The organism is Cupriavidus sp. 05N39, assembly GCF_056397325.1.
In genome coordinates this window covers 97,779-124,100 of sequence record NZ_JBFTNE010000004.1, presented here as the reverse complement: position 1 = coordinate 124,100, position 26,322 = coordinate 97,779, and the positions used below count along the sequence as shown (strand labels likewise).

Annotated in this window: 22 protein-coding genes and 2 pseudogenes; 12 read left to right on the top strand and 12 right to left on the bottom strand. The window is 64.6% G+C overall.

The annotated features are described in order from the left end of the window. Positions 1 to 49: 49 nt before the first annotated feature. The 5 genes and pseudogenes from AC1DN0_RS03285 to AC1DN0_RS03265 all read right to left on the bottom strand — a co-directional run bounded on the left by AC1DN0_RS03285 (position 50) and on the right by AC1DN0_RS03265 (position 6,767). Positions 50 to 2,629, bottom strand: coding sequence for a penicillin acylase family protein (locus tag AC1DN0_RS03285; protein WP_441625436.1), 2,580 nt, complete (start codon positions 2,627 to 2,629; stop codon positions 50 to 52). A 202-nt stretch (positions 2,630 to 2,831) separates the two neighbouring features. Then, positions 2,832 to 3,519 (bottom strand): annotated as a pseudogene (locus AC1DN0_RS03280) (Vgb family protein). 35 nt (positions 3,520 to 3,554) lie between these two features. After that, a complete protein-coding gene (locus tag AC1DN0_RS03275) occupies positions 3,555 to 4,784 on the bottom strand; it encodes a helix-turn-helix domain-containing protein (protein WP_477145529.1) in 1,230 nt (409 codons plus the stop codon). 92 nt (positions 4,785 to 4,876) lie between these two features. Next, positions 4,877 to 5,695, bottom strand: a complete 819-nt coding sequence (locus tag AC1DN0_RS03270) for an alpha/beta fold hydrolase (protein ID WP_477103002.1) — start codon at positions 5,693 to 5,695, stop codon at positions 4,877 to 4,879. 55 nt (positions 5,696 to 5,750) lie between these two features. Beyond that, positions 5,751 to 6,767, bottom strand: a complete 1,017-nt coding sequence (locus AC1DN0_RS03265; protein ID WP_441625517.1) for a hypothetical protein — start codon at positions 6,765 to 6,767, stop codon at positions 5,751 to 5,753. A gap of 334 nt (positions 6,768 to 7,101) precedes the next feature. Between AC1DN0_RS03265 and AC1DN0_RS03260 the strand changes: the two genes are divergently transcribed. The 5 genes and pseudogenes from AC1DN0_RS03260 to AC1DN0_RS03240 form a co-directional block, all read left to right on the top strand. Continuing rightward, on the top strand, positions 7,102 to 8,136 hold the full coding sequence (locus AC1DN0_RS03260; protein ID WP_441625444.1) for an AraC family transcriptional regulator: 1,035 nt from the start codon (positions 7,102 to 7,104) through the stop codon (positions 8,134 to 8,136). A 245-nt stretch (positions 8,137 to 8,381) separates the two neighbouring features. Beyond that, a complete protein-coding gene (locus AC1DN0_RS03255) occupies positions 8,382 to 8,984 on the top strand; it encodes a DUF1326 domain-containing protein (protein ID WP_441625446.1) in 603 nt (200 codons plus the stop codon). Then, on the top strand, positions 8,981 to 9,796 hold the full coding sequence (locus tag AC1DN0_RS03250; protein ID WP_441625448.1) for a DUF2182 domain-containing protein: 816 nt from the start codon (positions 8,981 to 8,983) through the stop codon (positions 9,794 to 9,796). The genes AC1DN0_RS03255 and AC1DN0_RS03250 overlap by 4 nt, the downstream gene beginning before the upstream one ends. After that, complete coding sequence (locus AC1DN0_RS03245; protein WP_441625450.1) at positions 9,789 to 10,664, top strand: DMT family transporter; 876 nt, start codon at positions 9,789 to 9,791, stop codon at positions 10,662 to 10,664. Before AC1DN0_RS03250 ends, AC1DN0_RS03245 begins: the two co-directional genes overlap by 8 nt. 125 nt (positions 10,665 to 10,789) lie before the next feature. Next, positions 10,790 to 11,155 (top strand): annotated as a pseudogene (locus AC1DN0_RS03240) (LysR family transcriptional regulator); the annotation flags it as partial. Positions 11,156 to 11,195: 40 nt separating this feature from the next. Here AC1DN0_RS03240 and AC1DN0_RS03235 read toward each other — a convergent pair. Next, on the bottom strand, positions 11,196 to 12,071 hold the full coding sequence (locus AC1DN0_RS03235; protein ID WP_441625452.1) for a LysR family transcriptional regulator: 876 nt from the start codon (positions 12,069 to 12,071) through the stop codon (positions 11,196 to 11,198). A 94-nt stretch (positions 12,072 to 12,165) separates the two neighbouring features. Between AC1DN0_RS03235 and AC1DN0_RS03230 the strand changes: the two genes are divergently transcribed. The 5 genes from AC1DN0_RS03230 to AC1DN0_RS03210 are packed head-to-tail and all read left to right on the top strand — an operon-like array spanning position 12,166 to position 17,189. Further along, positions 12,166 to 13,044, top strand: a complete 879-nt coding sequence (locus AC1DN0_RS03230) for an HpcH/HpaI aldolase/citrate lyase family protein (protein WP_441625454.1) — start codon at positions 12,166 to 12,168, stop codon at positions 13,042 to 13,044. Between the two features lie 38 nt (positions 13,045 to 13,082). After that, positions 13,083 to 14,084, top strand: coding sequence for a tripartite tricarboxylate transporter substrate binding protein (locus tag AC1DN0_RS03225; protein WP_441625456.1), 1,002 nt, complete (start codon positions 13,083 to 13,085; stop codon positions 14,082 to 14,084). A gap of 37 nt (positions 14,085 to 14,121) precedes the next feature. Continuing rightward, complete coding sequence (locus AC1DN0_RS03220) at positions 14,122 to 15,315, top strand: CaiB/BaiF CoA transferase family protein (protein WP_441625519.1); 1,194 nt, start codon at positions 14,122 to 14,124, stop codon at positions 15,313 to 15,315. 22 nt (positions 15,316 to 15,337) lie between these two features. Next, positions 15,338 to 16,198 carry an amidohydrolase family protein gene (locus AC1DN0_RS03215; protein ID WP_441625458.1) on the top strand — a complete coding sequence of 287 codons (861 nt, stop codon included), beginning with the start codon at positions 15,338 to 15,340 and terminating at the stop codon, positions 16,196 to 16,198. A 25-nt stretch (positions 16,199 to 16,223) separates the two neighbouring features. Further along, positions 16,224 to 17,189: a tripartite tricarboxylate transporter substrate binding protein gene (locus AC1DN0_RS03210; RefSeq protein ID WP_441625460.1), complete on the top strand. Its 966-nt coding sequence runs from the start codon at positions 16,224 to 16,226 to the stop codon at positions 17,187 to 17,189. Between the two features lie 158 nt (positions 17,190 to 17,347). Here the strand turns inward: AC1DN0_RS03210 and AC1DN0_RS03205 are convergent, their stop codons facing one another. Further along, the gene (locus AC1DN0_RS03205) at positions 17,348 to 17,977 is read right to left on the bottom strand and encodes a hypothetical protein (RefSeq protein WP_441625462.1); all 630 of its coding nucleotides are present in this window, start codon (positions 17,975 to 17,977) and stop codon (positions 17,348 to 17,350) included. A gap of 335 nt (positions 17,978 to 18,312) precedes the next feature. Next, the gene (locus tag AC1DN0_RS03200) at positions 18,313 to 18,750 is read right to left on the bottom strand and encodes a YciI family protein (protein WP_441625464.1); all 438 of its coding nucleotides are present in this window, start codon (positions 18,748 to 18,750) and stop codon (positions 18,313 to 18,315) included. A gap of 434 nt (positions 18,751 to 19,184) precedes the next feature. Here AC1DN0_RS03200 and AC1DN0_RS03195 point away from each other — a divergent pair, with 434 nt between their 5' ends. Next, entirely contained in the window at positions 19,185 to 19,535 is a 351-nt protein-coding gene (locus tag AC1DN0_RS03195; RefSeq protein WP_441625466.1) for a DUF1428 domain-containing protein, read from the top strand. 712 nt (positions 19,536 to 20,247) lie between these two features. Beyond that, complete coding sequence (locus AC1DN0_RS03190) at positions 20,248 to 21,156, top strand: sterol desaturase family protein (protein ID WP_441625467.1); 909 nt, start codon at positions 20,248 to 20,250, stop codon at positions 21,154 to 21,156. A gap of 124 nt (positions 21,157 to 21,280) precedes the next feature. Here the strand turns inward: AC1DN0_RS03190 and AC1DN0_RS03185 are convergent, their stop codons facing one another. The 4 genes from AC1DN0_RS03185 to AC1DN0_RS03170 form a co-directional block, all read right to left on the bottom strand. Continuing rightward, entirely contained in the window at positions 21,281 to 22,957 is a 1,677-nt protein-coding gene (locus AC1DN0_RS03185; protein ID WP_441625469.1) for a pectate lyase family protein, read from the bottom strand. 66 nt (positions 22,958 to 23,023) lie between these two features. Further along, positions 23,024 to 23,458 carry a hypothetical protein gene (locus AC1DN0_RS03180; RefSeq protein ID WP_441625471.1) on the bottom strand — a complete coding sequence of 145 codons (435 nt, stop codon included), beginning with the start codon at positions 23,456 to 23,458 and terminating at the stop codon, positions 23,024 to 23,026. Continuing rightward, positions 23,458 to 25,632, bottom strand: a complete 2,175-nt coding sequence (locus tag AC1DN0_RS03175; RefSeq protein WP_441625473.1) for an RICIN domain-containing protein — start codon at positions 25,630 to 25,632, stop codon at positions 23,458 to 23,460. The genes AC1DN0_RS03180 and AC1DN0_RS03175 overlap by 1 nt, the downstream gene beginning before the upstream one ends. Continuing rightward, entirely contained in the window at positions 25,514 to 26,098 is a 585-nt protein-coding gene (locus AC1DN0_RS03170; RefSeq protein WP_441625475.1) for an SCO family protein, read from the bottom strand. Before AC1DN0_RS03170 ends, AC1DN0_RS03175 begins: the two co-directional genes overlap by 119 nt. Between the last annotated feature and the right edge of the window lie 224 nt (positions 26,099 to 26,322).

The following is a 26,322-nucleotide window of genomic DNA, read 5'->3' as shown; positions in this document are numbered from 1 at the left end:
ACGCCAACGATCAAGCCGAGACCGTCGGCCAGACCCTGCCAGCGACGATCTACCGAGGTGCGACCAAGACCTTTTCCTCGCTGCGCGTATGTCGCGCGACCTCGCCCGCCTCCAGGCGCAGCGGCTTGCGGCCGAAGCCCGTATAGAGGGCGAGCTGGTCACTGTAGTGCGGTGAGCGGGTGCCATCCGGCGCGACGAACCCGCTTTGCCCCGGTGCCACCACATCCCATGCCTGCGTCTTGCCGGCAGCGGCGGCACTGCCGAGCACGATCAGGTCATTCTCCGTCCCACGGTTCTGGTACTCCGGCACGCGGATGGCTTCGGCCGCGTCCGCCTGCGGAATGCCGAAAAAGTTGTTCGCGCGGAAGGTGAGCATCACGGCTGGCGGTTGCCACCGGGCGATATCGTCCCCGTACTTGGCCGACAGCGATGTCCAGGCGTCGCCCAGTGCGGCGCGAATCACGTCGTCCGGCGCGGCGCCGCCAAACAGGTCCACGCGCTGGGGAATGGCCGAGCGTGGCCCCAGCAACGCCTCATAGAGAACCTTGCTGCCCGTGCTGAGGTTCAGCGAGCCGGTGGGGCCATCCTGCGTCGTCTCGTAGCCGCTGGCCATGTACCACTTGTCGAACGGCGCCGGAACCGCCTTGACGACGGTCCTTGCCAGCATCGACGTGAGCCAGGCATTCATGATTGCCGAGCCGGGCCGGGCGTACTTTCCGGTGTCGCGCGGGTCGTCGTTGATGCCGTTCCAGCCCGCCAGCGTATCGGCAAGGCGGCGGCGCGGGTCATCGGCAGGCAGCGCCGCCGCCGCATTGCGGATGAACGGCAGGAAGTGCCGCACGTTCAGGTCCGAGCGGCTGGTGTCCTTCAGTATCTGCCAGGCATCGTCGCTGTCGAGCGTCGCGTGCGCCTCGATGCGATGCTGGATTTCGACGTTGCGGTCCGCCGCGCCCCAAAGAAAGGCAAACAGATCGGAGGCCGGGTAGCCCTGCTCAGGCGAGTTGTTCCAGTTGGCGATATAGCCCGAGCGCGGGTTGTAGACCTGCGGGTTGGTGGCGAACGGCAGCACGCCGCGCCAGTCCCATTCCCCGGTACCGGGCACGGGCAGGCGCGGGTCGTGCCCGGTCCGACGATGCGGATAGGCGCCGGTGTGTACGTATCCGATATTGCCCTGGCGATCCGCGTAATACCAATTGATGGTCAAGGCCTGTCGTGCGGCCTGGGCTGTCCAACTCTTCCAGTCATGCGCCTGCGCCTGGCGGGTCCACGCCAGGAGCGACTGGACTTCCTTTCCACTCCAGGCGCGCGCCTTGGCATAGGCGGTATGCGTGGCGTCGTCGCGCTGCATGACGATGCCGTGCACGGTGCGGTAGATGTCGAGTGTCACGGGCGCGCCATCCTTGACGTGGATGAGCTCGGAGCGCTTTTGCATCTGCACCCACTTGCCGTTGTGCCAGTAGAAGTCAGGCCGGGTGGGGTCGATGCGCTCGGCAAACATGTCGATGTCGTCGCCAAAGCCGGCGGTCGATCCCCAAGAGATCTTGCCGTTGTGGCCAAACAGGATGCAGGGGTAAGCAAACGGCGTATTGCCGACGATATCGAAGCCCGCGCCATGCAGGCCAATACCGTAGGTGTAGCCAGGGTTGAACCAGCCAAACTGCGGCCCGTTGAGCATGATCGCCTTGGCATCGCGCGCGCGCTGCTTGCCGATCACCCACATATTGCTGGTGGTCGGGAAGCCGGCAAGGCCGTTGGCGCCGCTCTGCGCATACTGGGCGAACACGGTGTCGCGGTTGGCCTGCGCGTCGAGCGCGAGCAGCATGCCGTCGTCGCCGCGCGCGGGCCGCTCGGCCATCGGAGGCGGTCCGTCGTAGCGCGGCAACGTGTAGGCAAGGCCACCGGTGACTGACGCGGCGCCGAGCCGTATCGGGTAAGTACGCTCGCCGGCTGCGATGGTGGTGACCGCCTTCGGGTTGACGAGCCACTTCAACTGAGTGAACAGATCCATGCCGCGCGCTTCGCCATACCGGTCCTTCAGGGCGGTGAGCAGCGCGAGGTTGTCCACCTCGCTGGTGCTGTCGGAGAAGCGGTTCGCCATGGTGCCGACGAACACCATCGCCACGTCGAATGCGCTCCAGTCCGAAGGCTTGAAGCCGGCGTCGTTGAACTGCTTGGGCATCAGGGTGTCGGGCCGCGCACGGACCTGCGCGATCCACGCATTCATCCCGGCGGCATAGCCATCGAGGATGTCACGCTCCCTTTTCGGCAAAGCTGCAATTTGTTGCTCGATCGCCGCGGGCCAGTAGTTGCCGCGCGTTGCCAGGTCGAACTTGGCGAACTGCTCGCCGAACACCTCGGCCACGGTGCCTTGCGTGCTGCGCTTTGCCATCTCCATCTGGAACAGCCGGTCTTGCGCGACGGCATAGGCATAGCCATAGAAAAGCTTGTAGGCGGTGTCCGCGTAGATATGCGGCACGCCATACTCGTCCCGCTTGATCACGACCTGCTGCGCGGCAGGGGCCGAGGCAGCATGGGCCGTCGCAACACCAATGGGAATATCCACGATGCCGCCGAGGGCGAGGATGGCGGCAGTCGATGCAACGCAGGCAAGGCGGGGGCGCAGGGGCATGATGTCTCCGGGGTCTCTTTTCCTTATGGCGCCGGAACATCCTAAAATAAGCCGACCGAGCGGTCAATTAATCAAAACCCATCTGCGCCCGCAACTTGTCGCGCGCCGCTTGAGTCTTGCCGCGCAGCGGCATTGCTGCCGCCGATGGTGGCGCGCCTTGTCGTCCCCGCTTGCGCAACCTCGCCCGCGACGGCCGCTTCGATTACTTGCTCCTGGTATCGGCGGCGACCCCGTCGTCCCCGCCAGCCGCGGCGCCTCGCCTGGGTCGGCGGACAGCTCTGACCTTCCCGCTACTCCCGCCACCGCAGAAGAACTGGTCGCCGCCATCGGACTCGAGTCCCGAGATGCCGGCGCCTGGAGGCATCTCGACCTTCTCCTCGACCACGCCCGTTCGGGGATCGATTCGCCTCAGTTCGCTCTGGTCGCCTTCCCAGGTGCCGTGCCAGAGTTCTCCGTCGATCCACGTGACCCCGGTGACAAAACGGTTGGACTCGATGGTGCGGAGAATCGCCCCGGTCTGGGGATCGACCTGATGGATCTTCCGGTCCCGGTACTGCCCCACCCAGAGCGTTCCTTCGGCCCACGCGAGCCCCGAGTCGCCGCCGCTGCCGGGCGCCGGAATCGTGCCAAGTACGCGGCCGGTTGCCGGGTCGATCTTCTGGATGCGATTCTCGGCGATCTGATAGAGGTACCGGCCGTCAAAGGCCGTTCCTGCGTGCGCGGCGACATCGATTGAGCGTAGCGTCTTGCCGCTCGCCGGATCGAGGGCGTTCAGCTTGTCTCCGGTGGCGAACCAGACTTGCTGACCGTCATAGGTGACGCCATGCACGTTGTCGATACCTGGAAAAGGGACCGTATTCACGGATGATTTCGGCTGCCGAGTGTTTCATTTCTCTGTCCTCGTCACTGGTTGCATGTGTACATCCTAGTCACTTGGCAGGGGCGCGGGGAGTAACAAGGTCGTCGCGAATCCCGGCACGGGCGGGGTCACCCAGCGACGCGCCCGCCCGTGACCAAACGACTGCACCTTGCCTGCTGCCGCCAGCGCATCGATCGCGCGCTGCACGGTCCGCTGGCTGGCGCCAAGCGCCAGGGCCGAGCTCGACCATGACTCACCGTCGGCAAGGAAGGCCAGCACTGCCGCGTGCTTGTCTTCGACGGGACGCGCCAGCACGACGATCTCGCGCGCGTGGCCCGGCACCAGTGCGAATCCTCGCTTCGTGGCGCTCACGCCGGCCACTTCCCGAAGCACGGTGCGAAGCCGCCCGACTTCAACGCGCAACCGCACGCGATGCGATTCATCGGCGTGCTTCGTCCGGAATGCCTGTGCGATGAGCGTTTCCCGGGCTACGTCTTCGGGCCACGCTTCGGCCAGTGTGCGTGCTAGCGCGAACAACACGGGACGCCTGGCGAGCAAGACCGCCTTGCCGGCGTCATGCACGACATTGCGGCATGCGTCCACGACGAGCGCTTTCGACGCCAGCAGCGCTTCCACCTCATCCAGCAGCAGGAGCCGCTCCTCGCCACGCGCAACCAGGCGCGCCGCGGGCGTGTTCAGGATGAGGGATGCGTTTTCAACCTCCGCCGTCAGCGCTGGGATTCCCGCGAGGCGTGCGGCGCGCTGGGCCCGATCGAGCGCGGCACGCGCCGTTTTCGATTGCAGGCGTCGCATTGCGATCCCGGCGACGACCAGTTCGTGCGCGGTCTTCAATGCAGGTGGATAGTCGSCAGGTGGAAAGGGCGAGGAGACGACTCCGGCGAGCGTATGTTCGGCGTCGTCGAGGCGCCCGATCAGGAGGAGGCGCCTGACTTCGAGATACCGCGCATGCGCGGCGTTGACGTGGTCGCCGTGCGCTTCGAGCGTTGATCGGGCTGCGTCGAGCACCCTGGCGGGCCAGCCCAGGTCGCGCGAGGCGAGTGCGATCTCGGCTTCGGCAATGACACACCTGGCGCGGGCCACGGCTTCCTTGGGGCCGAAGGCGCGCGCCGCGCTCCGCACGAGCGCCTTGGCCCGGGGGAGATCCCCGAGCTGTGCCATCGCGATGCCGCGAAGCGCGAGCGCGGGCGCGTCGTCGCGCAAGGCGACCCGGTTCAGCGCGCCGAGGGGGTCGCCCGCAGCGAGCGCACGCGCCGCGGCGGTGATCAGCGAATCCATCTACCTGAATCCCGCCACACTTGTCACGCTCCCCGTTCGAAGTCAGGCGCTAATCTAGCACACGAGTACCAGCCAGCACGCCTGTTCCTGAGTCAGGCGAGCGCCAGCCGCGCTCCCGCACTGCCGATATGCCGCACGATCGCAGCGTTGACTTCGAGCGTATGCGTAAGCGGGCCCATATGACCGGCGCCTTCGATGACAACAAGACTGGCGGCGGGCATGAGTGCCGGCAACGCTTCCGCGATGAGTCGCGTCGGCGTGGGCGCGTGTTCGCCGCGCATGATCAACACGGGAAAATCGAGGTCGCCGTATGCGGCCATAGGCGTCGGCTCCTCGATCAGCGCGCGAAAATCCAGCGGTGCTTTTGGCGTCCAGCGTGCCAGCGCGGCTTGCACGGACGGCCGTAGCGCGGCCCACGCGCCCGGGCCGCTCCAGTAGTCGACAAACGACATGGCCGCGCCGATGTAGTCGCCGGTGCACACCGCCTCCGCGGTTTTCGTGGCAATCGCCCGGATCTCGGCGAACGCGGCCGTCCCGTGCGCGCCGATCGCTTTCAGCAGGTGAAAGGCGGACGGCTCATAGAGGGCAAGGCTGGCAATTCGATGCGGTCGCTCGACAGCAGCATGGAGCGCGACGCCTCCGCCATAGGAGTGGCCGACAAGGTGCACCTTGCAACCGGCACGATCGATGATGTCGATCGTTCTAGCCGCCTCGTCTGCCAGGGTAAAGGCGCGCACGCCGCTCCATGGGCCAGAGCTGTCGCAGCCGTAATGCTCGGGTGCGAAGAGCGCGTGGCGCGGGTCGAGCGCGCTGCCAAGCTGCCGCCATTGCCCCGCACCCGCACCCGAGCAATGCAATGCGATCACGGGCGCCGGGTTCACCGTCGTTGGGTTACGGATCTGCATATCCATCACGGTCTCCAATCAAGTCGCGGTTTTGCCGGTGGCCCGTGTTTTCGATTGCCTGTCAGCCCATGATCGGCGCGAGCGCGGCCCCGATCCGGTGCGCTTGCGCCGGCGAGATCATGGCGTTGAGCGTTTCGCCGAAGCGCGGGATCTGCACGCCCGACACGATGTATTGGAAGCGATAGGCGGCAAGGACGGTGTTCATCACGCTATCCTTCTCGGCCGTTGTCGTGGGCCGGTTGCAAAGTTCGATGAAGTAGCGCGCGTCCGCTGCCGCCTGGGCTTGCAGAATGACATCGATGGCGCGGACCAGCGCAATCAGGTCGTCCACGGCCGCATCGCGTGCTTGCGGCGAAAGTTTCGCGTTCTCACGGACCCATTCCAGTTCATCCAGAATCGCGTGCTGCGACTCCTCTTTCCAGTGGAACAGGAACACATCCTTGAACAGGGGTGAGAGCTCGCTGTCCGGCGCAATGCTGGCCCGGTAGTGGGCTTGCGTGAACAGTTCAATGAGGCAGGTCAGCGCGAGCACCGACCAGGTCGACTTGCCCAATACGAACGACGCGACGTCATCGGGCTGCGGTTCGAACTTGTATCCCGCGGGCATCCGGGCGCCGATCATGGTCTCGATACGGCGAAACAGCGCCTGGTGCTTTAGCTCTTCGTCGGTGAAGCGAACCAGCGCCTCAAGCGCGATCTGGTCGCCAAGCCAGTGGTCGCGGCTCACCTCAAGCATCTTGGCGCCGATGAACCGCTCGACCAGGCCGAAGATATTGGCATACGAGCGACCCTGGATCTGCGACAGCAGGCGGCGCTCGTTGCCGTTCAGGAACGGCAGGCGATCGACGAACGACAGGCCATCAGGCAGGAATTTCTTCGTGAAGTCGAAATCCCGATGGCGAAGCACGTCGCCATCAATGTCCCACCGGACGCGCCTGGACACTTCCACGCATTTGGCGTAGCGCGCGGAATCGACGTAAGGTTGCGAGAGAGGTGGTTGAATACCGGCAACGGCATGCCGGATCCTGAGGGCGGCGGGATCGGTATCGGGCAGAGAAGGTGAATGGATTGCGGACATGACGGTTCTCCTTGGGAGACGGGGTTGGGGTTGCAGCTGGTGCTGCTGCAAAAAATGCGGTCGAGGGACAATTGAGGTCCGACGACGTCGCAGCGTGCGCGCCGGTGCATTCGCAAATCGCCAGGTTCGTCTGGAGTAGACGCATACAACGCGTGCATCACCCGCCTGATTCGCGGAGAACGCCACAACCCTTATTGCTGCCCTGCTTCAATCGAATCTTCTTGCGTGTGTTGGCCTTCAGGCACGGGGCTAGTATCCTGACGGTAAGCACGCGATTGAATAGCCGGTCGTCCGGATTTCTTGTGCGTGGCCCCAACATTGGGCAACCGCTGCCATGGATGCTCTCTCCGATGTGTTGCGCGTCATCCAGTTGACGGGGGCGGTTCACCTCGACGGCAGCTTTTCGGCGCCCTGGTGCGTCATCGGGCAGGCTGATTCGGCGCTTTGCTCGGCATACCTGCCGCCCTCCGAGAACGTCGTCTCGTTCCATCTCGTGACAGAAGGAAGGTGCTGGGCGATGCTGCCAGGCGACCCGGCGAGCACGCTGCAGGTGGAAGCAGGCGATGTCATCGTGGTACCGCAGGGCGAGACCCACGTGTTAGGCAGTTCCACCGATCTGTTGCCGGAATTCCTGGCGCCGATACTGGCCAATCATGTCCAGGCGAAACCGGGTGAAGTCATGACACTCGTCCACGGCGGCGGTGGCGAGATCACTCGCATGGTGTGCGGCTTTCTCTCCATGCAGGACAATTCGCGCAACCCCCTGCTGTCCGCGCTGCCCAGGCTGTTCAAGGTGAGCATGCGCGGATCCGGCGCGTCGTGGCTCGAATCGTCACTGCGCTTCGCCACCGAGGAGGCGGCTTCGGCGCAGGCGGGCAGCGCCACGGTGCTGGCCAAGCTTGCGGAGCTGGTGTTCGTCGAAGCGGTTCGCCGTTACGTCGGCACGATGGCCGATGATCGCAAGGGGTGGCTGGCGGGATTACGTGATCGCTTCGTCGCGCGAGCACTCGCGCTGATGCATGCGCGGCCGGTGTATGCCTGGACCGTGGAAGCGCTCGCCCGCGAAGTTGGCATCTCGCGTTCGGGGCTGGCACAGCGCTTTACCGAACTGGTCGGGCTGCCACCGATGCAATATCTGGCGCTGTGGCGCCTGCAGCTCGCCGCGCGGCAGCTTCGCCTCACTGATTCGTCGCTGGCGTCGATCGCCGAGGCTGCCGGGTACGAATCGGAAGCCTCATTCAATCGCGCGTTCAAGCGGGAGTTCGGCAAGCCACCCGCGACATGGCGCAGGAATACGATCACGATCGGCGCCGCGACCCGGGACAAAGAACCCTCCGGCGACAGTCATCCGCCGGCAAGCGAATCTTAAAATTACTGGAAAATCACACCGGGCCGCAATCCGTCTCGCGTTGGCGCGCCCAAAGCGGGTATCCAATGAGCCAGTTCGACAGCCCCGGGCGAGAATGGCCGGCTGCACTCGCCCGACCGCCTGCCCGACCTTCGTTGACCTTGACTTGTCCCCCCCCGTAGCAGAGGATTGATTTGCTACTTGTCGCCGTGACTGCGGCAACAGGCCGGTGTTCGTGTACCTGTGTACCTTCAACGGAGGTCCATATGAGCTATCACCTGGAAGGTCGTCTGCTCGAGGTTTGCAACTGCAACGTCCTCTGCCCCTGCTGGATCGGCGAAGACCCTGACAACGGCACCTGCGACACCATCGTCGCGTGGCGCATCGACAAGGGAACGGTCGACGGCGTCGATGTCAGCGGCAATACCATCGCGGCTGTCGCACATGTGCCCGGCAATATCCTGCAAGGCAACTGGACGGCAGCGATCTACGTCGACGACAATGCCTCCAAAGCGCAGGAAGATGCACTCCTGAAGGTCTACACCGGTCAGGCCGGTGGGCCGGTCGCCGAACTCGCCAAGCTCATCGGCACGGTCGTATCCGTGGAGCGGGCACCGATCCGCTTCACAGTAGTCTCGGGCAAGGGCACGCTCGAGATCGGCCAGGACTACTTCGCCGAGCTTGAGCCCTATCTCGGCGCGACGGGTGGCCAGACCACCCTCTCCGACACCGTGTTCTCGACAGTGCCGGGAGCTCCGGTATTCGTCGGCAAAGCCCCGACCTATCGCTCCAAGAACGCCGCCCTCGGCATTGACCTCGACATCAAGAACCACAACGCCCTGCAAAGCACCTTCGTCTTCGACGCATGAGCCCGATGGCAGGCTCACCGCAGTCCGGCGCCTCGCGCCATCAGCGCGTGTTCCTGCCGATCCTGGCCGCGCTGATTGCGCTCGCGTGGGTGGCGTTGTGGGCTTGGACTCGCACGCCATACGGACGCTATCTTGAGCACGATGACTGGACCGCATCAGGACCGGCGGCATTCTTGTGCCGTGTCGTTCCCGCCGGCGATGTGGTCGTGCCGGTGGTGCTCTACGCCGCTGCGTGGATCCTCATGACGGCGGCCATGATGCTGCCGACTACCTTGCCGTTGTTCAACGCCTTCGATCGGTTGACGGCCGGGCGCCCGGACCACGTGCGACTGCTCATGCTGCTCGCGCTCGGCTACATGACGGTGTGGGGAGCCTTCGGGCTTCTGGCGCATGCACTACACAGTGCGCTGCTATCCCTGCTCGCCAGCGTACCCGGCCTGGCCTGGCACGGCTGGCTGATCGGCGCCGCGATCATTGCCCTGGCCGGCGCCTTTCAGTTCAGCAGGCTCAAGTACCGGTGCCTGGAGAAGTGCCGCACGCCCTTGAGCTTCGTCATCGAGCGCTGGCGTGGACAGGCGCACGCGTGGCACGCGTTCGCGCTTGGCGCGCAGCATGGCCTGTACTGCGTCGGCTGCTGCTGGGCGCTGATGCTGCTGATGTTCGCGCTCGGCACCGGCAGCCTCGGCTGGATGCTCCTGCTTGCGGCCGTGATGGCGATTGAAAAGAACGTGGGCTGGGGCCGCCGTCTCAGCACGCCGCTCGGTGTCGCGCTGTTGTCTTGGGCAGTCGTCCTGGTGACAACCCATGCTTGAAGAGCCCCGTGGCGTGCCGGCCTCGCAGACGATCATCCTTACCGTGGCGGCGATGCTTGCCTTCGCGGCCAATTCACTGCTGTGCCGGCTTGCGTTGCAGCAAGGGCACATCGATCCGGCCAGCTTTGGCAGCATCAGGCTGGTTTCCGGAGCGATCACGCTCGCGGTCATCGTACGGATCAGGCCGGAGCGGTTCGCGCGCGGCCATGCCGACTGGCGCGCCGCGGCGATGCTGCTTGCCTACGTCACATTCTTCTCCTTCGCGTATCTCACCTTGCCCGCGGGCACGGGCGCATTGATTCTGTTCGGTGCGGTGCAACTGACCATGTTCAGCGTGGGCTTTCGCTCGGGCGAGAGGTTCGGACCCATCGCCTCGCTTGGACTCGTGCTGGCGGTCGCGGGGCTCGTCTACCTGGTCTCGCCGGGTGTTGCTGCCCCGCCACCACTCGGCGCCGCGTTGATGGCGATCGCTGGCGTAGCGTGGGGCGTGTACTCGCTGCGCGGCCGCGGTGTGGCCGACCCGCTTGCCGCCACGGCTGGCAACTTCGCGCGGGCGGCGCCGCTCGCCCTCGTGCTGAGCTTGCTGTTCGTCGCCAACGCGTACACGGACAAGGCCGGAGTTGCCCTGGCCATGGCCTCCGGCGCACTGACGTCCGGCATCGGCTATGTCATCTGGTATGCGGCGCTGAGCAACCTTTCTGCCATGCGCGCGGCCACCGTACAGTTGTCGGTGCCGCTGATCGCTGCATTTGGCGGCGTGCTGTTCCTGTCGGAAGCGATCACACCACGCCTGGCTGCCGCCTCCGCGGCGATCCTCGGCGGCATTGCGATGGTGCTGTTCAGCAGGTCGCGCAAGCCGCGCCCTTAGCCTCCGACACCTGTGCGCAATGGGTTCATCGCGCCACCGGCGTCCCCGGAATACCTTGCCAGAGACCTTATCCGCACTCTGGCCAGGTGCCAGGATCTGCAAAGACCTGTGTGCTGAACTCGCCAATGCCACGCGAGAATTTCAACGACCTGCTTGCCTTCATCGCCGTCGCCCGCGAGCGGAGCTTTGCCCGGGCCGCCGCACAGATCGGAGTATCTCAATCTGCCTTGAGCCACACCATTCGCTCGCTTGAAACGAGACTGGGCGTTCGCCTTCTGACGCGCACCACGCGCAGCGTTTCTCCGACCGAAGCGGGGGAACGTCTGCTGCAGTCGGTTGCGCCTCGTTTTGAAGAGATCGAAACCGAACTCGCGGCTGTTGGCGAGCTCCGGGACAAGCCGTCCGGAACAGTGCGCATTTCGGCGACCGACTACGCGATCAAGACCATCTTGTGGCCGAAGCTGTCCCCCTTGCTGCGAGCGTATCCCGATGACCCTGATCGGCCTACACATCATCCGGCGCAAGGCCTGTTCATAGTCGGGCCGCGAGGCGAGCCTGCTCAAGGAACGATCCGATCAAACGGGTACGCGGCGACGTCCTTTGCCATAGCATACCGAACCGGCGTGGTTCCGGTTCCGAGGGCAGCGAGATCTTGGCAATGTGCAGCGCCGACGTCAGCGGAGACGCGACGTCCGGGACCAGCGACACGCCCAGGCCGCGATCCACCATCATCGCGATCGCGAGCAGGGAACTGAGTTCGAAGCGCTCTTGCGACGGGGCAATGCCGGCCTTGCGCAGGTATTCGTCTGCCTGCTTCCCGCCGCCGAGGGTTCTGTCATATCGGATGAGCGGCCTGGTTCGCAGAAGCTCGTGGGGGTCTGCCTTCTTGTCACGCTCCGCAGCGAGCACGACCAACGGTTCCTGGCGAAGCAGTTCCCATGCAATCGCCTTCGGCATCGAAAAGGGCGGATGCAGGCAAACGGCGGCATCGAGATCCGAACGCTTGACCGCGTCATACAACTCGCTCGACATCGCCGACTGTATGTAGACGGACACGCGCGGGTGTTCGGCTGTGAAGCGCGCCAACGCGTCTGGCAGGAGGCTGTGGAGCGCGGTATTGATCGTCCCGATACGAAGCTCGCGAATTTCATCGGCCTGGCTGATCCAGCCTTTCAGGCTGTCCACTTCCCTGAGCAGGGGGCCGCATCGTTCTGCGAGCCGGCTCCCGGACTCCGTGGGCGCCACCGTCCTGCCGGCCCGTCCCAGGAGCCGGGTCCCGAGTTCCCGTTCAAGCACCTGAATCTGCTGGGAAATTGCCGCCGGGGTGACGTCAAGCCGCCTCGCAGCCTCGGCCAGCGAGCCGGTCTCGACAACCAGGGCGAAGGCTCTCAGATAGGCGGTTTCCATAGAATTTCTATTGAGCGAACGTAGAAAAGCATAGTTTATCTTTGTTGTGGATAGCACGACACTGCATCTCGTCCCACAGAGCTAGGTGTTGGCCATGAGAAGCAAGCTGTTTGTCCCCGGTTCGCGCCCCGAGTTTTTCCCAAAAGCGCTGGCAAGCGATGCGGACGCGCTGTCCTTCGACCTGGAGGATGCCGTTGCCGAAGACAGGAAAGCCGAAGCCAGATCCCTCCTGTCACGGCTCCTGCGCTCCGACGAGGCACGGAGCGCCGGCAAGACGCTCATCGTTCGCGTCAACGGCATTGCCACGGGGCATTTCGAAGCGGATCTTGCCGCAGTCGTAGTGCCAGGATTGCATCTGGTCAACGTGCCCAAGCCGGAGACCGACGACGACGTCCGGCACGCGGCTGAGGCAGTCGAACAAGCGGAACGGGCCAACGGCTTTACCGAAGCCGACGCCAAAGTCCGGTTGCTGCTCAATATCGAATCGCCGGCGGCGTTGCGCCGCGCTGCCGAACTGGCAAGCGCGCATCCACGCGTCGCCGGCCTTCAACTCGGGCTTGGAGATCTCTTCGAACCCATCGGCATTCACCGGCGCAATCCCGCGGCCATCGCAACGGCCATGTTCGCCGTGCGCATGGCCGCGGGAGAGGCCAACGTCTTTGCCTACGACACGGTGTTCGCCAACATTCGGGATACCGAAGGCTTCCGTGCCGAGGCGGAGATGTCCATGCGGATGGGCTTTCTTGGCAAAAGCTGCATCCACCCGAGCCAGATCGCGCTGGCCAACGAAGTGTATCGCCCGTCCGACGAAGAGATCGCGCATTCGATGCGGGTCGTGGCGGCCGCCGCCGAGGCGCATGCAAAAGGGATCGGGGCCTACGTCGTTGATGGAAAGATGATCGACCCACCCTTTGTCAGGCGTGCGCAGGCCATTGTCGATATCGGCAAGCGGCTGGGGCTGATCGCTGCCTGACCGGACTGTACAAAAATCAGACTGACAGGAGACAAACCATGAACACGTCATCTTCAAGCGGGGGCGCAGGACGCTTCGCGCTGATAGCCGCACTTGCCACGGTCGGCTCGCTGGCTGCTTCGCCTCACGCGGGCGCGGAGAGCGCGTATCCGTCCAGGCCCGTCACCATCGTCGTTCCCTATCCGCCCGGCGGCTCGAACGATACCTTCGCGCGGATCGTGGCGAAGGAGATCGGCGAGGACCTGAAGCAGCCCGTGATCATCGACAACCGGCCCGGCGCGAGCGGCAACACGGGGACCGGCATCGTGGCGAAGGCGGCCCCGGACGGCTATACCCTGGTCGCGGTGTCCTCGAGCATGACGACCAACGCGGCGGTGCAGGGCAAACTGCCCTATGACGCGATCAAGAGCTTCTCCCCGGTAGCAATGCTGGCCCAGGGCCCATTCATCGTGGCTGTCAGCAATGCGTTCCCTGCCAGGAGCCCGCAGGACCTGGTGGACGCGATCCGTGCGAATCCGGGCAAATTCAACTATGCGTCTTCCGGGCCAGGGAGCGTCAATCAGTTCGGCACCGAGTTGCTCAAGGCCAAGGCCGGAAAGCTCGCCATCACGCATGTCCCCTACCGGGGCATGGGACCCGCCATCACTGACCTGATCGGCAACCAGACGCAGGTGCTGATCTCAAGCGGACCGTCGCTGCTGCCCATGGTCAGGGCCGGCAAGGTCCGGGCCGTAGGCATTACCAGCCTGAAACCAAGCCCCATCGCACCCGACCTGGTACCCATGGCGAGCGCCGTTCCCGGCTACGAGTTTGAACTCTGGTGGGGCTTTCTCGCGCCCGCAGGAACGCCGGAGGCAGTCATTGCGCGGCTCAATGGGGCCGTGAACAAGGCTCTGGCAAAGCCATCCGTCAAGGCAGCGATCCTCAACGAAGGCGCCGAGGCAAAGCCCGGCACGTCCAAACAGTTCGCAGAGACGATCGCTGCCGATGTTGCCAGGTGGAAGCAGCTTGCCAGGCAGCAGAACATTGTCGCGGACTGAGTGTCCAATTGAATCCGGAGGCTGTATGCAAACCAACATGACTGTCGGAGACTGCGCATTCGGCGCATTCGGCGCAACCCGAACGGGGCCGTCCGGCCCGCTGACCGGCGTGCGCGTGCTTGACCTGAGCGCTTATATCGCAGGGCCGTACGGCTGCTCGCTGCTCGCGGATCAGGGCGCGGACGTCATCAAGATCGAGCCGCCCGTGGGCGACAACCTGCGCAAGTATCCTTCGACGCTGGAGGCCGAGAGCCGGGCGTTCCTCGGCGTCAACCGAAGCAAGCTCGGCGTCGTACTCGACCTGAAGGATCCCGCCGACCTGGATCGGCTGCTTGCGCTGGTGCACAACGCGGATGTACTTGTGCACAACTTCCGCCCCAGCGTCCCGGACCGGCTCGGCATTGGCTACGAGCAGCTCCGCGCCGTCAATCCGCGCCTCATCTACTGCGCCGTCACGGGATATGGCGAAACGGGCCCGCTGAAAGACAAGGCTGGCTATGACCAGGTGCTGCAGACGATGACCGGCATGTGCACGCTGCAAGGCAAGCGTGGCGGCCCGCCTGAAATTCTCTACGGCTCCGTGGTCGACTACTATGCGGCGGCCCTCGTGGCCGGCGCCGTTGCCTCTGCGCTCTACGAGCGTGAAAAGAGCGGCGAGGGGCAATATGTCGGCGTGTCCCTGCTTCGCGCGGCGCTGACCATGCAGTCCGCCCGGATGGTATGGGCCGATTCGGAACCCAGGGATGTGGGACGCGACATGCGTTCCGGCGGGATCACCGGCATCCATCCCACCAGGGACGGCTATCTCTATATCTCCGCCAACACCCCGCACTTCTGGAAGGCGCTGTGCGAGAAGACCGGTCTGACTGCGTTGCTGTCGACCGATCGCTACGATAGCGTGCGCAAGCGTGCCGAGCACCATGATGAGATCGTCCCCAAACTGCATGCCGCGTTACAGCAACGCACGGCCCTGGATTGGGAAGCCGTGTTCGGCGAAGAAGTACCATGCGCGGCGGCGCGGTCGGTGGAGGACATGTTCGACTTCCCCCAGGTGGCCGCGGAGGAAATGATCACGACGTTCGACCATCCGGTGGTTGGCCGCTATCGCGGCTTCACGCGTGGCGTCAAATTCGGCCGCACGCCCGGCCCGGAGCCATTCGCCGCACCTGTGCTCGATCAACACGGAGAAATGGTCCGCGACGCAGCGGACAGGCTGGGGCGGAATGCCTGATTCCACGCATGGCGGCGCTGCCGTGCAGGTGCCGAACAGTTCGGCCACCACGGTCCCGGTCAGCGCGGCACTCGCAAATGCCTGCGACTCCCATCTGCATATCTACGATCCACGCTTCACAGCCATTGCGCCGATCGTGGCGGATGCGACGGTGGAGGACTACCGCTGCGTTCAGGCGCTGATCGGGACCAGCCGCGCCGTCGTGGTACAGCCACGCTCCTATTGGACAGACAACAGTTGTACGCTCGATGCCATCCAGCGGTTGGGCCCGGCCAGTACCCGCGGAATCGCCGTGGTACGCCCGGACGTCACGGACGAGGCCTTGCATGCCCTCCACGCGGGAGGTATCCGCGGGATACGCTTCTCCCTTTATACGGAAATGCATGCCATTGTGGGGTTCGACATGGTGGAGCCGCTGGCAAACCGCATCGCCGAGTTCGGATGGCATTTGCAACTGCACTGGACCGCCGACCAGATCGTTGGACACCGCGACCTGCTGGCGCGGCTGCGCGCGCCCCTGGTCTTCGACCACCTGGCCCGCATGCCGCTCCCCGGGGGAACGGCGCATGCCGCGTTCGCGGTCGTGTCTGATCTGCTGGATCGAGGCAAAGCCTGGCTGAAGTTGTCTGGCGCATACCTCGACTCCCTCGTCGGCGCAGCCCGCCATTACGACGACATGGATCCGGTGGCGAAGGCATGGGTGGGAGCGGCCCCGGAACGGCTCGTCTGGGGCAGCGACTGGCCTCACCCCACCGAGGCGTGGCACAAGCCCGACGATGCCTTGCTGTACGACTTGCTTGCCCAATGGGCAGGTAGCCAGGAAATCCGCCGCAAGATACTGGTGGACAACCCTGCCTTGCTGTATGGATTCGAGGCCGCGTAAGCCGGCCGGACTTGAAGGAGACAAGATGAGAAGAACCCTGCAGGCGCTTTGCAAAGGCCTGGCGATCATGGCTGCTTCGGTGCCGCTTTGCGCCATGGCATTCCCCGACAAGCCGATTCGCATGGTGGTGCCCTATTCGGCGGGCGGCGGCGCCGACAATACGGCGCGTGTCGTCGCGCAGAAGATGGGGGAGATCCTCGGGCAGACGATCGTGATCGACAACAAGCCGGGCGCCGGCGGTGTCATCGGCGCCGACGCGGTGGCTAAAGCCGCGCCCGATGGCTACACCGTCCTCTATGACGCCTCGGCATTCGCGGTGAACGGTGCACTGCGCAAGCTGCCATTCGATCCTGCCAGCGATTTCATTCCGGTCTCGTTGGTGGCGACTGCGCCGCAGATCCTCGTGGTTGCCGCGAATGCGCCCTACAAGACCGTCGCTGACCTGATCGCCTCGGCGAAGAAGACGCCCGGCAAGCTGGCCTACGCGTCCGCCGGCGCGGGGACCGGATCGCATCTTGCCGCGGAGATGTTCAACGAGCAGGCGAAGATCGAGTTGCTCCATGTCCCATACAAAGGCGGTGCGCCAGCGCTCACCGATGTGATGGGAGGACAGGTTGCGATCTATTTCGGGAACACGGCGTCCACGCTGCAATACGTCACCAGCGGCAAGCTCAGGGCGCTTGCGGTGACATCCAGGAAGCGGATACAGGGATTGCCCAATACGCCCACCCTTGCGGAAAGCGGCATGCCGGACTATGAAGTGCTCGAATGGAATGGCGTGTTCCTGCCGAAGGGCACCGCGCAGGATCGCGTGCAAGCCATCGCAGGTGCCGTGCAGAAGGCTATCGCGGATCCGGGTGTGCGTTCCAGGCTGCAGCAAGCCGGACTCGACCCGGTCGGTAACTCTCCACAGGCGTTCAAGAGCTTCCTGCAAGGCGAATCACTGCGCTGGCACACCCTTGTCAAGGCACGCGGGATCCGGGTCGAATAGACAGCCTCACTTTGAGCGTCGCCGTCTCACGGGCACCTGCTTCCACCGGGATCGCGGGTGGCCACCCTTCCCCGGGAAGCGCCGCTCTCACCTGCAWCGTATGTGGCGAGCGCACAGAGGCCGAACTGAAGCGCCTGTGCGCGGCCCCCGAGACAAACTCAGACCCCGCGCACACGCCGCACCAACTCGCTCAGGCCGAGCGAGTGGCCGGGATCGTAGTAATGGATCAGCAGCGAGCGCCGCTGCCCCATCTCCACATCGAGGTTGGCGTGCTTCAGCGCAAAACCGTTGAATACGTAGACACTGCCAAGCTGCACCGGCACGCGCGCGCAGTGGCCTCGACGCAGATCGTGCAGCGTCAGCCATTTCCGCCACTCGAACGGTAGCTTGCGATGGATGCCATGGGTAACCTTGCACATCACATTGCCCAGCGTGGAGACCGCCAGACGGGGGCGCCGATACATGAGCAGGTCACCGTTGCAGGCACAATCCGGCGCCAGTTGTAGCGGAATCAGCATCGTCAGCAGATGGGAATCGTAATGGCGGCAATGACTGTCCCTCCGCTTTACCGGGTCCGCGCAACGAATCACGTGCACGGGTTCCGGACGCAATATTCCCGGTACAGCCTTCGCCGCCATCGCGCGCGTATCCGCACAGACGGCCTCCTCGAGTTGCCGGAATGCGTCGCTACGACGCAGCATTTCCGCTATGGCGTCTGGATGGGGGCGTTCCGACACATTGCCAGGCAGAGAATCAATGGCCGCGTTGATCTCGGCAATCGCCTGCATCGGAACTACACTACGAAAATCCTTGAGGCCAACGCCCCTGTCAAATCGAAGCCGCTTCGCCACGGTATGACCTCGCACTTTTTACCAGGGTTTCATAAATGGATGCAATGTCGATAGCTCCAAGGTGAAAGCGTATAGCAAATCTTTTTTGCCTGCGGGGCGTAGTGTGCGCTGGCGCACGATAGTTGATGATGCGTGCGGAACTCCGGCCCAGGGAAGGGCGGCAATTGCTTTTCCCTCCAGAGCGACAGGAATCGCAAACTGAGTCGCAAGCCAGGACCGGCACCTGTCCTGGCCGACAAGGCGCCGCTTGCGCGCCTTTGCGCCTGCTCGCCTTACCGCGGCCTGTTCGCCGCGTCTTCGGCCTGCGCGCGCAGGCGTTCCTCCTGGGCCCTCAGCTCGGGGGTAAACTCCGCGCCGAAATCGTCGGCCTCGAAGACCGGGCGAATTTCGATCTCGGACTCCCCTTCCATGGGGTTGGGGCAGCGCCTGACCCATTCGACGGCCTCGTCCATGGACTTCACTTGCCACAGCCAGAACCCGGCAACGAGTTCCTTGGTTTCCGTGAACGGTCCGTCGATCACGGTCCGCTGGCTGCCAGAAAAGCGCACCCGTTTTCCCCTCGCGCTCGGGTGCAAGCCTTCGCCCGCAAGCAGCACGCCGGCCTTGACGAGTTCTTCATTGAAGTTGCCCATGGCCGTAAGCAACTCCGTGCCGGGCATCTTGCCGGCCTCTGACTGGCTCGTGGCCTTCACCATCACCATGACACGCATCGCCGTTTCTCCTTGATCGGATTGCCGGAGCCGCACCGCCCCGAACTCGATTCAGGATAGACGGACGGCTCTGACACTACGACGAACCGGGATACCGGAAATCGACACCGCCTTCGGAAAATCCGGGGCAACACGTGGCCAGGTCCGTCACCGACGGCGCGGATACGGGCCCGTGGCGGCTGGCCCGCTTTCGCGCCGGGGTTGTTTTTGCGCACCGGCGCGCCGTGCGGGCAGAGGTTGCGCGGCAGCACCGCGGTGTCATATTCATCACACCGAACGCCGGCGGACGGCAAGCGCGGGCGCCCGCGGCCAGCCACCCCGCCTATATTGAGAATTCTTCCCGCAGCGTGTCGAGACTGGCACCCCTGATTCGTCGTCTGCATGGCGGCACTTGTTGCGCGCCAGTTTGCAGACAATCCCAAAGGAGATCGGACATGAATTACATCGATGGATTTGTTCTCGCCGTGCCCACCGCCAAGCGGGAGACCTATCGCAAGCACGCCGAGGCCGCCGCGGTGGTGTTCAAGGACCATGGCGCGCTGGGCCTGGTCGAGTGCTGGGGTGATGATGTGCCCGAGGGCAAGCTCACCTCGTTCCCGATGGCCGTGAAGCTGGAGAAGGACGAGACCGTGGTCTTCTCCTGGATCCTGTGGCCATCGCGCAAGGTCCGCGACGAGGGCATGAAGGCCTCCATGGCCGATCCGCGGCTGAAGATGGACGAGCCGATGCCGTTCGATGGCAAGCGGATGATCTTTGGCGGCTTCGAGATGATCGTGGACGCTTAGCCGGACGGCCGCGGCGGGCCGGTTTTGCGTGGGAAGGGGGTGCGCCAGGCCGATGAGTGAGGCGGCGTTGCAGCCCTGGATCGACAGCCAGCCTTCTTTGTTGGAAGCAGTGGCGGTTTGATTTGAGGCACCGGGCGGTATGACTCCACCCGGTGTTCGCCTTCATGTCTCCCGCGGAACGATCAAGAGATCAAGAGATCGGGCACTCGGCGTTCCCCTCTCCTGCTTGCGGGAGGGGTCGGGGGAGAGGGCGGGCGCTTGTCCTCCCCTCTGAGGGGGGCCACGCCGGCGCGCATACGAGCCGGACATGAGCGTCGCCAGGATTTCGCCAGTTCGACAGGTGGCCGCCATACGCTGGTAATGGCGGCTCGGGGTTTTCGTACCCACTCCGGCAAATTCCACTTACGGCGCCAATGCTGCGCAGGCGAGCGCAGGAAGGAAGGACGCTTCGAGAAGCGGATACGCCTGCCCGATGGGTCTTATCTCGCCGACATTTCCATGGCCAGGTTTCGTCAGCGTCGCACTAGCGATAAACCCTGATCTATTGCATCGGAGCAGCACATCGCTGGCAGCCGGCTTTATCTATGGCACCGTTAGCGGTATCTTCCTCGCACGCGGCCTTGTGACGTGTCGGCTTACGCGACAGGCGCCGCGCTGCGGCATGCCGGGCTAATCACATGCGCCAGCCCGAACAACTCACCAGCCAGCAGTCATGAACGCAATAGAAAAATTTCAGCTGTTCATCGCCGTCCCTTGCGTCCTGGCATTCGCGCTGATCGAGGCGATCATCCTGTCGCGCCGCCAGCGCTATGACTGGCGGGCTTTTGGTGTGTCGGCACTGGATCTGGTCGTGCGCATCGCGATCGGGATCGCCTTGCCGCTGTCGATTGCCGCGCCGCTGGTGCGGCTGGCGTTCGAACATCGGCTGCTGACGATCCACCCCGTGGGCTGGGTAGCGTTGCCGCTGCTCTTTATCGGGCAGGAGTTCTGCTACTACTGGTATCACCGCGCCGCGCACCGGGTGCGCTGGTTCTGGAGCAACCACGCGGTGCATCACTCGCCTAACGATCTCAATCTGTCGGCTGCGTTTCGCATCGGGGTGCTTGGTAAGCTGACCGGCACGGCGCTGTTTTTCGTGCCGCTGGCGTGGATCGGCTTCGAGCCGGGCGTGGTGTTCGCGGTGCTGTCGCTCAATCTGCTCTACCAGTTCTGGATTCATGCGGTATGGATTCCGCGGCTGGGCTGGCTGGAGGGAATCCTCAATACGCCGTCGGCGCACCGGGTGCACCATGCGTCGAACCTGGAGTACCTGGATGCGAACTATGGCGGCGTGCTGCTGGTCTTCGACCGCTTGTTCGGCACCTACGTGAAGGAGCGCGACGACGTGCCCTGCCGGTATGGGCTGGTGCATCCGATCCACAGCGCCAACCCGCTGCGGATCGAGTTCACGCAGTGGGTCCGCCTGTTGCGCGACCTGGCCGGGGCGCGCAGCGCCCGCGCCTTCTTCGGATACCTGTTCATGCCGCCGGGCTGGACGCCGGATGGCGAGGGCAATACCACCGCGCAGATGCGCGCGCGCAAGCCTGAGTCCGGAGTGGCGCGCGGCGCGGCCGGCGGCTGAATCCAGGCGGCGGTGCGGCACGCGTTACCCGGCCAACGAACCGGCGCGCGTTGCGCATTGGGCTTCCGGTGGCATTGAGCGCTGCCCTTAGGCTCCGCGCCGGCGCGCTATCCGGCCGCCACCTTCATCCAATGTATTCCACCAGGACCACCGCGCCGAACCCCGGAGGCTGGTCCTTCACCGCCGGCACCAGGCTGATCGTGCACTTCTGCCGCGTGCTGCAGCGGAAGTACGGGTGGTTATCCACCCGGCCTGCCGAGCTCGCCGGACTCAGGCTCAGGGTAGCCAGCGCAGTGGTGGAGGCCTCGCCCGTTTGCACGGTGTAGCCTGCCTTGCCGCCGGATCCGAGCGCGCCGGCCGGGACATCCACGATGACGCGCAGGATGATCGCGTGCAGCGGCAACACGATGGATAGCGGGCCGTCGGCGCCGCTCGGCAGGTTGCCGAAGGCGGACTTGAACGAGACGATCTTCTGCTTGACCGTCGCAATCGCCGCCACGTCCCAGCCCACTTCGGCATCGGCGTAGACACTGCCCGTGCCGTTGCCCCGGCAGCTTTCGAGCAGCACTGCGCGGCGGCGCCCGGCCTGACCTCCTGCCTCGGAGAAGACAAACGCCTCGTCCGGGTAGGTGCAGTTGAGGAAATCGCAGTTCCGGTAGCTGGAGCGCCCCTGGCCGGCCGGCGCCTGTCCGGTCGTGTAGTGGTGCCGGCCCATGATCTGGCAATTGTCGAACACCACTTGCGCCCCGGAACTGTCACCCGGCGAGAACAAGGCCGACATCACCCCCGCGGCGAATGGCTGGTAAGCCTGCGAACTGAAATCGCAATCCTTGAACCCGATGTTGCCTTGCTCCCACTCGCAATACATCAGGCCCGCGAACCGGGTCTTCTGCTCGACGCGCAAGCCCGACGCCTTGAACGAACAGACGCCGCGCGCATGGGAGCGCCCGCGCAGGTTGAACAGGTAGGTTTGCGCGGCGGGTTCATAGCCACTGACATCGCAATCGGTCAGCTTGATATTGCCGCCCTTGGCCATGTCGATCCAGGTGCTGGAGCTCCAGTATTTGCAGTGGTCAAACCAGTAGTTCAGGAACTGGTCCGAGGTATTGGCGGTGCCCACGTAGAGAAACGACTGCCATTTGCCGGCCCAGGAACAGCGGCCGAAATGCCACTCGCTGTTGTTGTTCCCGCCGGTGAGGTTGGCGCCATATCTCCAGTTGCCGGTGAAGATGCAGTCGTCGAAGGCGTAGTCCTGCGCGCCGCCCGTACTGGTGCTGTCGATCAGGTCGCTGTTCGGCGCCTTGCCGTGGAACTGGATGTTCCTGAAGCGGAGCACCAGCAGCTTGTCGTTGTTCTTGATGAGCGGCCCCGGCATGGCCGGCTGGTAGATGATGACCACCGTTCCCGGCGCCCCGTCACCCTCGATCGTCAGGCCTTGCGTGCGCTCCCCGAATGCGCCGGAGTCCACCAGCGCGCCCGGCTGCGTGATCAGGTAAGTGCCGGGCGGCAGCACGATGCGCTTGTTGCCGATCCTGTTGGAGTTTTCGTCGCCGAGGGCTTTGCGTTTGAGCGAGGCGACTTCTTTCAGTGCCCTGCTGAACGCCTGGTCGGACGGGCTCGAGCCGGTCGCGTCCAGGCCCGCGAAATCCTTGACGGATACCACGCGCTCTTCCGCCCTGCCCTCTTGCGCGGTGCGCGCGATGGCGCCCCTGCCGATGCCAACGGTCGACGCCAGCGCGGCACCGGCCCCCGCGACCGTGCCTGCGAGCCGTGCAAAGAATTGTCGCCTGAATGGAGTCATGCCGTTTCCGTGTGGTTACTCGTGTAGCTTTCGACCGGCGCAGGCATGGCAACGCCATCACCCTGCTTACTGCGTCATCAGGTACGCCCACAAGGCGGAACAGTCGCTATCCGACAGGACGTACTGCGGCATCGCCTTTACCAATACCACGTTGGCCACGTCGATACTGTTGGCTAGCGCACTGCAGAAAGCGTCGCGGTCGTAAGCCGTGGGCGGGCCGCCCCGGCGCGGGCTTAAGGTACGAAGGGAATCCGACGTCAGCGGCGGGGCAAATGCCTCCCCCCGGCTGGTCTTGGTATGACAATTGATGCAGCGCACGGCTGAAGCGGGCAGCGGCGCGGGATCCCCCCGCAAGTGCGCAGAGAGATCCGTCTCGCCGTGGAACAGCGCCCGCCCCCGCTCCACGTCCCCGCTGCCATCCGCGGCCGCCGCCAGCATGCTGGCGGCGGCCAGCGCCACACCCACGACCGCCCGCCATGCCCTACTGTTCGCGCGGCGCATCAGTGGACGCGAATGACCTTGGCCACGCTCGGCACGCCCGCCGAATTCATGGCGAACAGATAGTAGTAGCCGGGCACGGCGACGCCCGGGTCGGACGGGATCTTGATCAGATTCTCTCCCGCCGTACCGACCGTGAAGGTGACCGGCACCCGGCGCTGCTCGTTGTTCACGGAATGCGTGACCGACGACATGCGGACCAGCGCGAACTTGGCCACCGGGGTATTCGTGGTCACGGAGATCGTGGTGCCAAGCAGGGCGTCCCCCGGCGCCGACGAAATCGTCGGGCGGGTCGCCGCCGTTCCATCCGCATTGAGCAGATAGGGCGGTGACAGGATCTCCACATTGGGATGATTGGTCGTGCAATCACCGCAAAGGCCGCCACCACCGCTCAGCACCCGCCCGTCGGGCAGCAACAGGGCCACGCTGTGGTAGGTCCGCGGGGTTGCCATCGCAGCCAGCTTCTGGAACTTCTCGGTAGCCGGATCCCAGAGTTCCGGGGTGAGCACCGCCCCGTCATCGGAGAACGGCACCGGCACGGTCTGGCCACCGATCACGACGACCTGGCCATTCGGCAAGACCACGCTGTTGCCGAAGGCGCGGGCATAGGCCATGGAAGCGAGCTTGCGCACCACCGGCGTGCCGCTCGTGATATCGATCACGTGTGCGTTCGCGGTTGACGTCGTGTTTTCATAGTCCGGCGCTCCGCCCACCGTAAGGATCTTGCCGATGTCGTACATCACGGCGTTGCCGTTCATGGCATCGCCATCCGCCGCCCGCGTACCGACCGGGGTCACGCTGCCGTCACCGGTGGTGTCGATCCAGTTCATCTGCTTGCTCGGCCCCGCATGGAACACCCGGCCATTGGCCGAGGCGAACAGCCACGCGTGGTTATCCGAACGGTACAGGCCCGCAGAGTCGCCAGTCAGGATGTAGTCGTCCCACACGGCGCTGTTCAGGCGCCACGGGTTGTTCGGCATCCAGGTTTCGCCGTCCTTGTCGCCGATGGCGCCGCTCCAGGAACCGCCCACGGTGAAGACGCCGCCATTGCTCAACGTGACGCTGCCCTCATACCCGCGGCCGCGGTTCATCTCCGGTGCCACGGACCACTTGGCCGTGGCCGGATCGTAGATGCTGGTCTTGGTACTGCTGGATCCGCCGTTGACAAAGATGCGTCCATCGGGGAGATTCGCGATCCCCGGGCAGAACATGTCATGCGCGGTATTGGTGACCAGCTTCTCGGTGGACGTCATGGCGACCGGGTCGAACAGGGCGGTGTAAGTCTGCCCGTTGTCGCCGCCGAACGTGAAGCGATCGTAGGCGGACCACACCAACACCTTGCCGGAAGGCAGGCTCGCCGCCGCTACCGGTACGAGCGACAGTGCCTTGGGCGCCGTCCATTTCGACGGCAGGGTGACAATGTTCAGATTGGGGAGCAGCCAGGTCTGGCCGACGCTGCCGTCGCAGGTGTATTGAGCCACAGCCTGCCCTTGCTGCGCGCTGGCTTTCCCCGTCGCGGAAAGGCACTTGCCACTGTGCACGGCCACCACCGCATAGCCGCCGTTTTGCTGCTTCAGCGTGAACCGCTGGTTGTTGGCGGCTGGTACCTGACATGGCCATTGAATTGCCGCGGCCCCGTTGGCCAGGCTGACACCATTAATGTCCAGGCAATAGCCGGTGTGGCCCACCGTGATCTTGTACCCGGTACCGTCTTGGGCGAATGTCCATCGCTGGTTGGGGTCGCCGCTGCACGCCCAGACGATGACCGGTGCGCCGTTCGCGGTCGAGGCACCCGAGACATCGGCGCACAAGTTCTTACCGCTCAGGCTCATCGCGCCGGTCTGCGCCGCCGCCGGCGCGGAGAACGTCCATGCAAAGAGAACAAGACAGGTACCGATCCACTTAAGCAGTGCCCTCGTGAATCCGTTGGATTGCAGTGAGATGGGAGTCATGGCGAAGTTTGCTGGTGGGTTGGTGGTTTGGTGCTGTTGCTCTGCTGTTGCTCTGCTGTTGCTCTGCTGTTGCTCTGCTGTTGTTGATTGGCCCGTGCCGGATCCGTCAAGCCTGGGCCAAGCGCTCCATGACGTACAGGACTTCTTTCGCTTGCGGCAATGCAGGGCTGCGCCAGCACAATTGCGCAGCCTTGTTGAAAAAATAGACTTGTGTGGAATGCGCATCGAGGTTCGGACCCGGCGCCCTGCCGGCAAGTACCGTCCTGATCTGCTCGACGGCGCCCGTTGGCGCCACCGCGCGCCAGTTGGGGCCGGCGCCCATGCGTTGCAGCCATGCCCGCAGCGCCTCCGGAGAGTCGGACAGCGGATCGATGCTGAGCGAGACCAGGCGAAGCGGATACCGGGCGTTCACGCGCGGCATGCCGTCCTGCACCGCGCTGAACAGCGCGCCCTGCAACGGGCAAACCGAGCTGCAGCCCGTGAATATCGTTTGCAATGCCGTGACGCCGCCCAGCAACATGTCCTGCAGACGCACCCGCCGGCCGAACTGGTCGACCACCCAGCCGTCTAGCGTGGGCAGCGGTGCATCGACAGGTCCCGCGCTCACATGCGCATACATGTCGCGCGATGCGACAGCCAGGATGCTTGCTGAAATGCCGCGCAGCCATGCGCGCCGGGTCCAGGTGGTCATTCCGGTACGTCTCCGAGTCATATGTCGCGCCACTCCGGCCGGCATGGCGCGTAGCGGCATGATCGCAATTGGCGCTCCACGAGGGACTCCCCCAATGGCGCCCTCAGGGAGCGCGCCGCCGAATGTCATTCCAGCCTATCGGGGGAAATTGCCGAGGTGCCGCTGCGCACAGGCAGCGTCCTTGATGGCGAGTGCTTTCGCGACGGGCCCGCGTTGGCCCCGCC